Source organism: Olsenella absiana (assembly GCF_036408855.1).
GTDB lineage: Bacteria > Actinomycetota > Coriobacteriia > Coriobacteriales > Atopobiaceae > Olsenella_K > Olsenella_K absiana.
Window position 1 is genome coordinate 24,167 of record NZ_JAZGJQ010000014.1, and the last position, 12,378, is coordinate 36,544.

The window sequence follows — 12,378 nt, forward strand, 5'->3', positions numbered from 1 at the left end:
TCCCTAGTTAGAGCTCTTGACGCCGTCAGAGGGCTTGGCGCCCAGGCGCACGGCCAGGACGTTCAGCAGCTTGGTGGCGAGCATGGTGAGGACGAGGTAGCAGACGGCCGTCACGACGTACACGGGGAGCTGCTTGTAGTACACGCCGGTGATGGTGCGCGAGGCGAACATGAGCTCCACCACGCCAATGACCATGAGGACCGACGAGTCCTTGATGTTGATGACGAGCTCGTTGGAGAGCGCGGGGACGGCGTTCAGGATGCCCTGCGGGAACACGACGGAGCGCATGGCCTGCCACTGCGAGAGCCCCAGCGAGCGCGCGGCCTCCGCCTGGCCGGGGTCGACGGCGCCGATGCCCGAGCGCAGCACCTCCATCATGTAGGCCGTGGAGTTGAGCGCGATGGTGACCATGGCCGCCGTGAACGGGGGCCACACGCCCAGGATCTGCGTGGCGGACATGCCGCGGGCGGTGAGCAGCGAGGTGCCACCGTAGTAGATGATGAGGCCCTGGACCATCATCGGCGTGCCGCGCACCACGGCGGAGTACACGCGCGCGAAGCCCGAGCCGACGGTCTTGAGGAAGCGCACGAAGTCGTCGTCGGTGCGCTCGATGGTCTGCAGGCGCAGGAACACCAGGAGGATGGCGAGGAAGAACGCGATGACCGTGCCGACGACGGCCAGGATGACCGTATTCACGATGCCCGTGGCGAACTCGTCGCGCATGCTGTAGATCATGTACACGGCCGACGAGAAGAAGTCGGTGGGGTTCTTGGACTGCGCGATGCTCGAGGAGACGAGGTCGGCGGCGCCCACCACCACGCGGTCGACGACGAACGCGGCGACGATGGCCCACACCACGTACGAGCAGATGCGCTCGGCCCTGACCGCCTGGGGCCGCTTGAAGGGCGACGTCTTGGCGTACTCGTCGCCCCTCCACTTCGCCAGCTTGTTCACGAGGGCGACGAGCGACACCACGATCCACGCCACGAGCACGTAGTACAGGACGACCTCGACCGCGTAGGAGCGGGCGAGGAAGCTCGAGGCCGAGTGTGGCTGGTTGGCGAGCGCGAGGCCGACGAGGGCCAGGGCGCTCGTGCCCAGGAACACGTAGCGGTGGTCGCTGGCGACGAACCCCACGAGGCCCCCGCGCCCCTTCGTCTTGCTGCTGCTGGGCGGGTCCTTGGGCCGCGTCCCTTCCATCTCAGGTTCCGTGCTCATGACGTACTCTCCTAGCCTCCATCATCAAGACGGGCGCCTCGTAGCGCGCGTCGGGGTCGCGTCCGCGACGGCGCGGCGCCGAGCCCCCGACGGGCCCTCGCTACGAGACGCCCCTTCGGGCGAACGAATATGGGCGACTACTCCGGCAGGCGCTGCTGGACGGCGTCCCAGTACGCCTGGCGGTCATCCTGCGAGACTGCGTTGATGCAGTCGTTGATCTTCTTGAGGACGTCGTCCTGCCCCTTGGCGATGCCCGCGTTGATGGGCGCGTCCTCGCTGAACAGGATGGGGCTGCCGTTGAACTCGACCTGTACGAGGTCGGGGTTGGACGCGAGGAGCCCCTTGGCGTTCTCGACGTCGTAGGTGACGGCGTCACAGGCGCCGTTGCTGATGGCGGAGAGCTGCGCGGGCACCGAGTCCACGGGCTCGAGGTGGTTGACGTTGGGGATCTCGTCGATGACGTCGTCCAGCAGCGTGTCGCGCTGGCCGAGGACGGCGGCGCCGGCGAAGTCGGCGAAGCTCGTGGCGCTCGCGAGCGGCGAGCCCTTCTTGACCAGGAGGCCGTAGTGGCCGTCCCAGTAGGGGTCGGAGAAGTCGATGGACTGGCGACGCTCGTCGGTGGCGGTCATGCCGCCGCAGATGATGTCGATGGTGCCGCTGGTCAGGCCCTCGACGAGGCCGGAGAAGTCCATCTTCACCGCGACGGGGGTGAGGCCGAGGGCCTCGCCGATCTTCTTGGCGAACACGATGTCATACCCGTCGGCGTAGGCGCCGTCCTGGCCCTGGACGGGAATCGTGTTCTCAGACTCCTGCGAGACCTGGAAGTTGTACGGGGGGTAGGCGACCTCCATGCCCACTCGCATGGTGCCGTTGTCGCCGAAGCTGGAAGAGGCGCTCGACGAGGCGCCGGAGGCGCTGCCTGCGGTCTGCGTGGAGGGTCCGCATGCCGTAAGGAGGGAGGTGCCGGCCACGGCCGCCGCGCCGAGGCCCGACAGCTTGAGGAATCCACGGCGCGAGAGCCTGCTCGCGTCGAGTCCTGACGTCTGGTTCGTGTTTGATACGTTGCTTGCCATTGCGGTTCCCCCTTGAGAGATGTGAGTACGTACCCCTTCCGCGCGCGCAACCGGAGGGGACCCATTCCCCTCCCCCTTGCAACCTAATGCGAGAAAGTTACGACGCCCGCCTAGTGTACAGCGCCCGACGGGCTTCTCCCACCCCGCCGGGCACCGGTTTACCACGCTGAAATCGGAATGAATATTCTGGGCGATACATACGCGCGAATCGCGGCGTCAATCGCGGCTACCTGCCGCGGGGCGGCCACTCGCTCGCGTCCACGACGGGCTCGGCCGGCGAGGTCCACTCCGAGAGCTGCGCGTTGGGGCGCGCGTCCAGGGGGAGGCCCGTCTCGGGCCGCTCCACGAAGTCGGCGTCCGCCCTCAGGCTCCTGAGCGCGCACACGGCGATCATGGCGCCGTTGTCGCCGCACACGGCCATCGGCGGCACGCTCACGCGCACGCCCCTGCGGGAGAACTTGCGGACGTAGGCCTCGCGCAGCTGCGGGTTGGCGGCGACGCCGCCGCCCACGCAGAAGTCGCCCACGCCGGTCTCCTCGACGGCGGCGAGGGCCTTGGCCACCTGCACGTCGATGACGGCGGCCTCGAAGGACGCCGCGAGATCCGGCAGGTCGATCGGCCTGCCCGCGCGCATCTCGCCCTCGATGTAGGTGATGACGGCGGTCTTGAGGCCGGAGAGCGAGAAGCGGTAGTCGCCGGAGTGCATCATGGCGCGCGGGAAGTGGATGGCCTTCCTGTTGCCGCGCGCCGCCAAGCGCGAGATGACCGGGCCGCCGGGATAGCCCAGGCCGAGGGCCTTGGCGACCTTGTCAAAGGCCTCGCCGACGGCGTCGTCGATGGTGGCGCCAAGGATCTGGTAGTCGCCCCAGGCACGCACGTGCACGAGCATGGTGTTGCCGCCCGAGACGAGGCTCGCCACGAAGGGCGGGCGCAGGTCGGGGGCAGCGAAGAGGTTGGCGAGCATGTGGCCCTCGAGGTGGTTGACGGGCACGAGCGGCAGGTCCGCGGCGGCGCTGAGCCCCTTGGCGAAGGCGACGCCCACCACGAGGGCGCCCACGAGGCCCGGGCCCGCGGTCACGCCCACGGCGTCGAGGTCGTCCGCGGTCAGGGTGTCGCAGCCGAAGTGGCGCCCCGCCTGCGCCATGGTCTCCTCGAAGACGCCGACGATGGCCTCCACGTGCTTGCGCGACGCGATCTCGGGCACGACGCCGCCGAAGCGGGCGTGGAAGTCGATCGAGGTGGCGACCACGTTCGCGCAGATGCGGCCGTGCCCGTCGATGAGCGCCATGGCCGTCTCGTCGCAGGAGGACTCGACCGAGAGGACCAGAGGGCGCGCCTCCTCGAGCGCGCGCGTGACGTCCGCACCGCGCTCGCCGGCCACGATCGGCCACGGGCGGATGGAGGCCCTGGGCTCGGGACGCTCCCCCACGAGCTCGGCGTCGGCCGCGAGTGGGAGGCTCGCACGCATGATGAGGGCGGCGACGCCGGGGGCGTAGTAGTCGGGGCGGCGGCCCACCTCCTCGAAGCCGAGGCGCGCGTAGGCGGCGCGCGCCGGCCGGTTGCCCTCGTCCACCTCGAGGGAGACGCTCGACGCGTTGAGCATCTGGCCGTCGTAGGCGACGCGGGCGACGAGGCGCGAGGCTATCCCCTGCCTGCGGCGGGCGGGGTCCACGGCGACGTCGGCCACCTCGAAGTCCGCGCCCGCGAGCATGCCGCCGGCGAACCCGACGATGCTGCCCTGGTCGTGGGCGACCCACCAGCTGCGGGCCGGCTGCGAGAGCTCCTCGTAGAACATCTGGCGCGTCCAGGGCGTGTGCGACGAGCCCTCGAAGGCGCGCCGCTCGAGGTCGGCCACCTGGTCGAGGTCGTTGACGGACATCGGCCTGAGCTGCAGGTGGGCGCCGGCCAGGGTGTCGTCGACGCCGGTGTAGGCGACGCTCGCCGGTTCCTTGAGCCCGAGCCTCAGGCGCTCCGTCTCCTCGGCGTCGGAGAGCCGCGTGTAGATGGGCAGCACCAGCGCCGGGTCGCCGTCGCCTGCGGCCGGCCGCCAGTCGGGGGCCGCCACCGAGCGCGCGAGGGCGGTGCCCGTCGGGAGCCAGAGGCCCTCGTCGAGGATCCGGCGGAGGCCCGCCATCTCGAAGCGGTCGCGGTACTTGACGAGGCCGTTGCCCGTGAGCTGGAGCTCGCCGGCGTCGGAGCCGGAGGCGAGAAGCTCGACGCACTCGTCGGCCTTCATGACCGTCTCGGCCTCGAAGGTCCTGTGGGCACCCTCGTCGTCCACGCGGTAGACGCCCGGGTAGACCTCGCCGCGCATGGCGTCGTCCACGACGCCGACGAGCCCGCGCACGCCCGCCTCCCACGCCCGCCAGGCGACGGCGTCGAGCGTCGAGCCGCCGTGCAGGGGCCTTCCGAGCGCGCAGGCGACGCCCTTGGCGCAGGCCACGCCGATCCTCACGCCGGTGAAGGAGCCAGGACCCCTGCCCACCACGACGGCGTCGAGGTCGGCCATCGAGAGGCCCGCCTCGGCGAGCGCCGCGAGGGCGCTGTCGGCGAGCTGCTCGTTGGCGTGACGGCGGCAGGGGTGGTCGCGCGACGCGAGCTCCTCCACGCCGTCGTCGCCGATGCGGACGACCGAGCAGGCGAGCTGGTCGGTGGAGGTGTCGATGGAGAGAACGGTCCCGCGGACGCGGCGGGCGCCCTCCGAGGGGGCCTGGCTTTCTGAGTGCATGGATTCTCACCTCGTGCGGGCGCGCGCCCGCGACTCGTGGTCACAAGGTACGGGCGTCGGGCGCCGAAGGCCCCCGCCCCGTCCCCATCCTATCGCTTGGCGCGACCGCCGGAGGGCACTCCTGGCGGCGCCCGTCGGTCCGGCGCCTACGCGCACGCCGCGGCGTCGACGGCCGCGTCCAGGGCAGAGACGATCTCCTCGCCCCTCGCGTCATGGGGGACGAGACGGACCTCGCGCGGCGGCTCGACGCCGGCCGGCGCCTCGTCGTCGAGGCGCGTGAGGAAGACGTCGAGCCGCTCGGGGCCGATCTGGTCCGCGAACTGCTCGCCCCACTCGATCACGCAGGCGCCCTCCTGGCCGAGCACGTCGAAGAGGCCTGTGTCCTCGAGCTCGGAGGGGTCCTGCAGCCGGTAGAGGTCGAAGTGGTAGAGCGGGACGCGCCCGTCGTCGTAGACCATCTCGATCGTGAAGGTGGGGCTCGTCACGTCGCCCCCGACGCCCAGGCCGCAGGCGATGCCCTTGGTGAGCTGCGTCTTCCCGGCGCCGAGGTCGCCCGTCAGCACGAGCACGTCGCCGTCGGCGAGAAGCGTCCCCAGGAGCCGCCCGAGCTCGATGGTCCCCTCCGTCGACGCGGAGACGAAGGTCCCCGCGCCCATGCGCCCGAGCCGGGCGCCTCCCCGTCCTTCTCCCATGTCTCCCCTCTCGTCGTCCGTACGTGCGGCAAGCGCGCGGCGCCCCGGCCAGGGGCCCAGCCCGCCCTCCGGCCGGGCGGGCTATCGCTTGTTCGCCGAGGCGGGGTGCTCCTCGAGCCAGCGCCCCAGCATGCGGAAGTCGTCGTCGAGGTAGCTCTGCCACTCGCGGTGGTAGAGGGCCGCCGCAGGGTGGAAGGTGGGCATGACGACGAAGTGGCCCGTCTGGTGCATCCTGCCCCTCAGGCCCGTGATGCCCGCCTCCGTCCGGAGGACGAAGTGCGTGGCGAAGTTGCCCAGGCACACGATCACGTCCGGCCAGATCGAGCGGATCTGCTCGCGCAGGAAGGGCGAGCAGGCCTCGATCTCCTCCGGGCGGGGGTTCCGGTTCGAGGGCGGTCGGCACTTGACGACGTTGGCGATGTAGACGTCCTCGCGCCTGAGGCCGGCCAGGGCGAGAAGGTCGTCGAGGTTGTGGCCTGCCGCGCCCACGAACGGCTCGCCCTTGAGGTCCTCGTTCTTGCCGGGCCCCTCGCCGACGAACATCACGCGCGCGTTGGGGTTGCCGACCCCGAAGACGATGTTGTGGCGCGTCTCGCAGAGGGGGCAGAGGCGGCAGTCCCCCAGGACGGCGCGGACCTCCTCGAGCGTCACCTCCTGGGGCCGCTGGTGGTCGTGGCCCGGGATGTGCATCACGGACATGGCACCCTCCTCATCCACCAGGTACGAGCGCCGGGCGCGGCGCCTAGGCATAGACCCTCTGCAGCCTGAGGCCGAAGTCGCAGGTCACCTCGTAGTTGATCGTATCGCGGAGCTCCGCCATGTCATCCATGGTGATGCGCTCGCCGCCGTCCTCGCCCACGATGGTGACGACGTCTCCGTACTCGACGGGACGCGAGGGCCTGAACGCGCGCGTGGGATTGACCTCGACCGCGAACATGAACTGGTCCATGCAGATCCTGCCGACCTGCCGGCACCTCTCGCCCCGCACGAGCACCTCCATGCGGTTGGAGAGCGTGCGGGAGAGCCCGTCGGCGTAGCCGACCGGCACCGTAGCGACCTGGGTGTGCGGCCTCGGCACGCGGTAGGTGAGGCCGTAGCCCACGCCGGTCCCGACCTCCGGCTCCACGACGCGGGTGACCCGCGCGCGGACGCTCATCGCCGGCGTGAGGTCAACCTTGGGGCGCGTCGAGTCGGCCGGCTGCAGGCCGTAGAGGCCGATGCCGGCGCGGCACATGTCGTAGTGGACCTCGGGGTGCAGGATCGTGCCCGGGGTGTTGTCGCAGTGGACGAGGCCGCACTCCATGCCCGCCTCGCGCACGCTCCGGACCGCCTCCGCAAAGCGCTTCTTCTGCATCTCGAAGTCCCAGTCGCCCGGGACGTCCGCCGTCGCGAAGTGCGTGAACGTGCCCGCGCACTCGAGGCCGCGGTGGAAGTCGATCTCGTGGCGGAAGAGCGCGGCCTCGCTCCACCTGACGCCGATGCGGGTCATGCCCGTGTCGACGGCGAGGTGGTAGCGGGCCACCCGGCCCATCGAGGCGGCGCACTCGCCGAGGGCGAGGGCGAACTCGGCGGTGTAGACCGCGGGCATGATGTCGTTGCGGACGAGCGTACGCACCGAGTCGACCGGCGGCTCGCTCAGCAGCAGGATGGGCTGCTCCACGCCCGCCCGCCGCAGCTCCACGCCCTCGTCGACCGTCGAGACGGCGAACTGGTCGGCGCCGCCGGCCAGCATCGCGCGAGCGCACTCCACGGCGCCGTGCCCGTAGGCGTCGGCCTTCACGACGCACATGAGCTGGGCGTCGGGCTCGCACATGGCCTTGAAGAGGCGGGTGTTGCGCCTCACTGCGCCGAGGTCTACCTCCACCCACGCCCAACGGTTCTTCGGGTACTCCATGTCCTACCCTCCCGGCCGGCCTCCCGGCCAACGCTCCTTTGGACCTAGCCCTGCTGCTCCTCGACGGGGAAGGAGGCCCGCTCCTCCACGGCGTCCGTCGCGAGCCCGAGCTCCTCGATGACGTCGCCCGCCATCACGCCGCGAGACCCGTAGCGCTTGGAGGCGAGCCGTGCCGCCTCGCCGTGGACCTCGCAGGCCATCGCGCACACGAGCGGCAGCGCCTCCTCGCCCTCCTCGCCCGCGCCGCGCCGCCTCGCGAGCGAGGCGCCCATGACGCCGGAGAGCACGTCGCCCGAGCCGGCCGTCGCGAGCGAGGCGGGGCCGGGCTTGGGCAGCAGGGCCACCTCGACGCCCACGCACGCGGTCGCCGTGCCCTTAGAGACGACGCAGATCTCGCTGCCGCCCTCGGCCCAGACCACGCGGCGCGCCGCGTCCATGGCAGCCGTCAGGGAGTCGGGCGGGTTGTCCGGCTGGCCGACGAGCCTGCCGAGCTCGCGGCGGTGCGGGGTGAGCACGACCGGCGCGTTGCGGCGCAGGAGCTCCGGGAAGCTGTCGAGGCGGCCGGAGGTCAGGCGCGAGAGGCAGTTCAGGGCGTCGGCGTCGAGCACGAGGGGCACGTCGCACTCCAGCAGCCCCGAGACGACCGACATGGTCGAGGGGTTCACACCCATGCCGCACCCGCACACGACCGCCGCGCTCCTCTCGGCCAGCCTGCGGAGCCCGTCCCGGGCGTCGGCCGCGAAGGTGCCGCTCTCCGGGTCTGTCGGCAGGCCCACGACGGGGATCTCGAGGAGGTGGGCCTGCACCTGGGCCGCGATCGCGTCGGGGACGGCGAGCGTCACGTAGCCGGCGCCGGCGCGCGCCGCCGCGCGGGCCGCCATGACGGGCGCGCCCACGTAGCGCTCGGAGCCGCCGACCACGAGGACGGACCCGCGCGCGTACTTGTCGACCGCGGAGGAGGGTGGGACAAGGACGTCGAGGTAGTCGCCCGCCTCGACGCGCCACGCGACGGGGTCCGCCTCGACGAGCAGGCGCTCGGTCTGCTCGGCCAGAGGCGCCACGACGATGGCGCCCGCGAGGTCCCGACCGTCGTCGGAGAGCAGGCCCGGCTTGAGGCAGAGCATGGTCACCGTGACGTCGGCCATGACGCCGCCGGCGGGGGCGTGGCCGGTCTGCGCGGACAGCCCGCTCGGCACGTCGACGGAGACCACGCGCGCCCCGGAGCGGTTGAGGCAGTCGATCCAGATGTCGAAGGGCGCCTTGGGCTCGCCGTGGAAGCCCGTGCCGAGCATGGCGTCGACCACGACGTCCGCCTCGTCGAGCAGGGCCTCGAGGCGCTCGCGCGGGGGCGCCACCTCGATGGGGACGCCCGCGGCCCGAGCGCTCGTCGCCACGACGTGGGCGAGGTTGCTCTCGATGTCGTCGGGGGAGACGGGCGAGACGACCGTGACGTCCTCGCCCTTGCCGCGCAGGGCCTCCGCCGCGACCCAGCCGTCACCACCGTTGTTGCCGAAGCCTGCGAGCACGAGGACCTGGTGCACGTCCTCCATCCGCTCGACCTCCTGGGCGCAGGCGTTGCCCGCGCGGCGCATGAGCTCCGCGAGGCTCACGCCCTCGCCCGTGAGGGCCTGCTCCACGGCCCTGACGTCCTCTACGTTGAGAACTGGCTGCATTCAGATCACTCCTCAGGGGAGGCCCCGCGCGCGTCGGGGGCGTCCTGCCCGGACGCGGCCCCAACAGCCCCCGCAAGACCGGTTTCCTGTATCCGCTCGAGCTCGTCTATGACGGAGCGCGCCCGCCTGAACGACCGCCTGAGCTCCTCGCCCGCGTCCGGCTCGCGCTTCTCCTCCGGGCGCACCTCCGCCGTCACCGCGACCGCGTTGGCCACGGCGACCTCGCGGGTGTAGGAGAGCGAGAGCGCGACCTCGCGTACGCCAGCGGCCTCGGCGGCCTCGAGGGCGCGTCCCGAGAGCGTCACGCGCACCTGGCCCCCCTCGTGGCCGACGCTCACGTCGTCGAGGCCGCAGGAGCCCCGCCCCGTGAGCCCGAGCGCGCGAGCCACCGCGCCGTGCGCCGCGAAGCAGGCGGCGTAGCGCTCCTCCGGGCGCGCGCCCCTCTCGCACCAGGCGCGCTCCTCGGCCGAGAAGCCCCGCTCCGCGAGCCGCGGACGTCGCGCCCGCGCCCGCCTCACGCGCGAGATCTCGAGCATGTCGACGCCGACGCCCGCCTGAGCCACGCCCGCCCCCTAGGCCTCGAACGGCTTGAGGGCGCGGACGATGACCTCGTCCGCCTGCCTGCACTGCTCGGCGGTCGGGGCCTCGGCGAGGACCCTCACCAGGGGCTCGGTGCCGCTCGCGCGCACGAGCACTCGCCCGTCGCCGCCGAGGAGCTCCGCCGCCTCCTTCGTCGCCGCCTGGACCGCCTCGGAGGCCATGGCGGCGTCCTTGTCGCCCACGAGCACGTTGATGAGAACCTGCGGGTAGAGCACCACGGGGCGCGTGAGCTCGGAAAGGGGCTCGCGCTCGGCGCGGATCACCTCGCAGACGCGCAGGGCGGTCATGATGCCGTCACCGGTCTTCTCGATGTCGCCGAAGATGATGTGGCCGGACTGCTCGCCGCCGAGCGAGTAGCCCATCTCGCGCATGCGGGCGTAGACGTTCTTGTCGCCCACGGCGGTCGTCTCGTAGGAGAGGTGCGCCTCGTCGAGGGCGCGGAAGAGGCCGAAGTTGGACATGACCGTGGGGACGACCGTGCCCTTGGCCAGCCTGCCGTGCTTGTTGAGGTACTTGCCGCACACGTACAGGATCAGGTCGCCGTCCACCACGTGGCCGCGCTCGTCCACGGCGATGCAGCGGTCCGCGTCGCCGTCGAAGGCGAAGCCCACGTCGAGGGCGTTCTCGACCACGTGGCGCTGCAAGCGCTCGATGTGGGTGCTGCCGCAGTCGACGTTGATGTTGAAGCCGTTGGGTGCGTTGTTGATGACGCGCACGTCCGCGCCGAGGGCGTCGAAGACCGGCTTGGCGACCGAGGAGGCGGCGCCGTTCGCGCAGTCCAGGCCCACCTTGACGCCCTGGAGCGAGAAGTTGGCGCTGGCGATGAGGCTCGCGATGTAGCGATTGCGGCCCTGCATGTAGTCGACGGTGCAGCCAATCTTGTCGCCCGTGGCGAGCGGCACGTCTACGAGGCCGTCGATGTAGTCCTCGATCTTCTGGAGGACGTCCTCCTCCATCTTGTAGCCCTCGCGGTTGACGAGCTTGATGCCGTTGTCCGAGTAGGGGTTGTGCGAGGCCGTGACCATGATGCCGCAGTCGAAGCTGCCGTCCACGACCTCGTAGGAGAGGCCGGGCGTGGGAATCACGTGCAGCATGTAGGCGTCCGCGCCCGAGGCCACCAGGCCGGCGACGAGGGCGCTCTCGAACATGTAGCTGGAGCGCCGGGTGTCCTTGCCCAGGACGACGCGCGCCTTGCGACCACGATGGATGCCGTAGTACCAGCCGACGAACCGACCGATCCTGTAGGCGTGCTCCACCGTAAGGCCCTCGTTTGCCCGACCCCTGAAGCCATCGGTGCCGAAGTATTTCATCGCGTCTCCTCCCCGGGCGACCCGGATGCGTCTAGGCGTGGCCACGCGCCGCGCGGCCCGAGATGACATGGTACCAACCGTGGGGCGCATGGGCGCCCTCCCCGGACAGACGGCATAAGAAAAGGGGACCCGCACGTGCGGGCCCCCTTGGAGCGGCGTAGCCTGTGACGCGGCCTTAGCGCTTGGAGAACTGCGGGCGCTTGCGGGCCTTCTTGAGGCCGTACTTCTTGCGCTCGACGGCGCGGGCGTCGCGGGTCAGGAAGCCGGCCTTCTTGAGCTCGGCGCGGTAGTCGCCGGCCTCGAGCAGGGCGCGGGCGATGCCAAGGCGCATGGCGCCCGACTGGCCGTTGATGCCGCCGCCGGCGCAGTTGGCGTAGACGTCGAAGTGGTCGACCGTGTCGGTCACGCGGAAGGGAGCGGTCGCGTTGTCCACGAGCTGCTGGCGGCCGAAGTACTCGGACGCGTCGCGGCCGTTGACGATAACCTTGCCAGTGCCGGGGACGAGGCGCACGCGCGCGGTGGCCTCCTTGCGACGGCCGGTGCCGGTGTAAACAGCGGAGTTGTCAGCCATCGGTTAAGCCTCCAGATCGATCTTGACGGGGTTCTGAGCCATGTGCGGGTGCTCCGGGCCAGCGTAGACCTTGAGCTTCATGCCCTGCTGACGGCCGAGGGTCGTCTTGGGGAGCATGCCCTTGACGGCGTGCTCGATGACGCGCTCGGGGTGCTTGGCCATGGCCTCCTTGAAGGACTCGGTCTTGAGGCCGCCGAGCCAGCCGGAGTAGCGCCAGTAGGACTTGGTGTTGGCCTTGTTGCCCGTGAGCTTGACCTTGTCGGCGTTGATGACGATCACGAAGTCGCCGGTGTCGGTGTTGGGCGTGTACTGGGGCTTGTCCTTGCCGCGAAGGATCATAGCGGCCTTGGTCGCAAGGCGGCCGAGGGTGGCGCCGTCAGCGTCGATGAGCACCCACTTGCGCTCGACCTCGCCGGGCTTGGCGAAATGAGTCGACTTGTTCACTTGACTCCTCCTACGTACCTGCGGTCTCGACGGCTCCTGGACGAGCTGTCGCGCTTTTAATGTCAGAGATTACGGGGCTCTGTTGCAAAAGCCTTTAGATAATAGCATGCCAACCGCTCAAGTCCAGGGGAACACGGCTCGTCCACAAACTTTTCCCACGTGGGCACCCATGTCG

General features: G+C 70.8%; 11 protein-coding genes. All 11 read right to left on the reverse strand.

Going from position 1 to position 12,378, the window contains the following annotated elements; all coding sequences use genetic code 11:
* Positions 1 to 3: 3 nt before the first annotated feature.
* Positions 4 to 1,218: an amino acid ABC transporter permease gene (locus VXJ25_RS09190; protein ID WP_330958918.1), complete on the reverse strand. Its 1,215-nt coding sequence runs from the start codon at positions 1,216 to 1,218 to the stop codon at positions 4 to 6.
* A gap of 137 nt (positions 1,219 to 1,355) precedes the next feature.
* Positions 1,356 to 2,291 (reverse strand): transporter substrate-binding domain-containing protein, encoded by a 936-nt coding sequence (locus VXJ25_RS09195; protein WP_330958919.1) that lies wholly within the window; start codon positions 2,289 to 2,291, stop codon positions 1,356 to 1,358.
* A 226-nt stretch (positions 2,292 to 2,517) separates the two neighbouring features.
* Positions 2,518 to 5,019, reverse strand: a complete 2,502-nt coding sequence (gene tsaD, locus VXJ25_RS09200) for a tRNA (adenosine(37)-N6)-threonylcarbamoyltransferase complex transferase subunit TsaD (protein WP_330958920.1) — start codon at positions 5,017 to 5,019, stop codon at positions 2,518 to 2,520.
* A 146-nt stretch (positions 5,020 to 5,165) separates the two neighbouring features.
* The gene (gene tsaE, locus VXJ25_RS09205) at positions 5,166 to 5,711 is read right to left on the reverse strand and encodes a tRNA (adenosine(37)-N6)-threonylcarbamoyltransferase complex ATPase subunit type 1 TsaE (RefSeq protein ID WP_330958921.1); all 546 of its coding nucleotides are present in this window, start codon (positions 5,709 to 5,711) and stop codon (positions 5,166 to 5,168) included.
* Between the two features lie 81 nt (positions 5,712 to 5,792).
* Positions 5,793 to 6,410, reverse strand: coding sequence for a uracil-DNA glycosylase (locus VXJ25_RS09210; RefSeq protein WP_330958922.1), 618 nt, complete (start codon positions 6,408 to 6,410; stop codon positions 5,793 to 5,795).
* A 43-nt stretch (positions 6,411 to 6,453) separates the two neighbouring features.
* Positions 6,454 to 7,605, reverse strand: coding sequence for an alanine racemase (alr, locus tag VXJ25_RS09215; protein ID WP_330958923.1), 1,152 nt, complete (start codon positions 7,603 to 7,605; stop codon positions 6,454 to 6,456).
* Between the two features lie 44 nt (positions 7,606 to 7,649).
* Positions 7,650 to 9,278, reverse strand: a complete 1,629-nt coding sequence (locus tag VXJ25_RS09220; protein ID WP_330958924.1) for an NAD(P)H-hydrate dehydratase — start codon at positions 9,276 to 9,278, stop codon at positions 7,650 to 7,652.
* 5 nt (positions 9,279 to 9,283) lie between these two features.
* A complete protein-coding gene (locus VXJ25_RS09225; RefSeq protein WP_330958925.1) occupies positions 9,284 to 9,841 on the reverse strand; it encodes a holo-ACP synthase in 558 nt (185 codons plus the stop codon).
* 9 nt (positions 9,842 to 9,850) lie between these two features.
* Positions 9,851 to 11,188 carry a phosphoglucosamine mutase gene (gene glmM / locus VXJ25_RS09230; RefSeq protein ID WP_330958926.1) on the reverse strand — a complete coding sequence of 446 codons (1,338 nt, stop codon included), beginning with the start codon at positions 11,186 to 11,188 and terminating at the stop codon, positions 9,851 to 9,853.
* 175 nt (positions 11,189 to 11,363) lie between these two features.
* Entirely contained in the window at positions 11,364 to 11,759 is a 396-nt protein-coding gene (gene rpsI, locus VXJ25_RS09235; protein WP_330958927.1) for a 30S ribosomal protein S9, read from the reverse strand.
* Between the two features lie 3 nt (positions 11,760 to 11,762).
* Positions 11,763 to 12,203, reverse strand: coding sequence for a 50S ribosomal protein L13 (gene rplM, locus VXJ25_RS09240; protein ID WP_330958928.1), 441 nt, complete (start codon positions 12,201 to 12,203; stop codon positions 11,763 to 11,765).
* Between the last annotated feature and the right edge of the window lie 175 nt (positions 12,204 to 12,378).

Excerpts from the sequence above, each read along its gene's own strand:
- alr (WP_330958923.1), bottom strand. The coding sequence starts at position 7,605 with ATGGAGTACCCGAAGAACCGTTGGGCGTGGGTGGAGGTAGACCTCGGC.
- tsaE (WP_330958921.1), bottom strand. The coding sequence starts at position 5,711 with ATGGGAGAAGGACGGGGAGGCGCCCGGCTCGGGCGCATGGGCGCGGGG.
- VXJ25_RS09210 (WP_330958922.1), bottom strand. The coding sequence starts at position 6,410 with ATGTCCGTGATGCACATCCCGGGCCACGACCACCAGCGGCCCCAGGAG.
- glmM (WP_330958926.1), bottom strand. The coding sequence starts at position 11,188 with ATGAAATACTTCGGCACCGATGGCTTCAGGGGTCGGGCAAACGAGGGC.
- tsaD (WP_330958920.1), bottom strand. The coding sequence starts at position 5,019 with ATGCACTCAGAAAGCCAGGCCCCCTCGGAGGGCGCCCGCCGCGTCCGC.
- VXJ25_RS09195 (WP_330958919.1), bottom strand. The coding sequence starts at position 2,291 with ATGGCAAGCAACGTATCAAACACGAACCAGACGTCAGGACTCGACGCG.
- VXJ25_RS09220 (WP_330958924.1), bottom strand. The coding sequence starts at position 9,278 with ATGCAGCCAGTTCTCAACGTAGAGGACGTCAGGGCCGTGGAGCAGGCC.
- VXJ25_RS09190 (WP_330958918.1), bottom strand. The coding sequence starts at position 1,218 with ATGAGCACGGAACCTGAGATGGAAGGGACGCGGCCCAAGGACCCGCCC.
- rpsI (WP_330958927.1), bottom strand. The coding sequence starts at position 11,759 with ATGGCTGACAACTCCGCTGTTTACACCGGCACCGGCCGTCGCAAGGAG.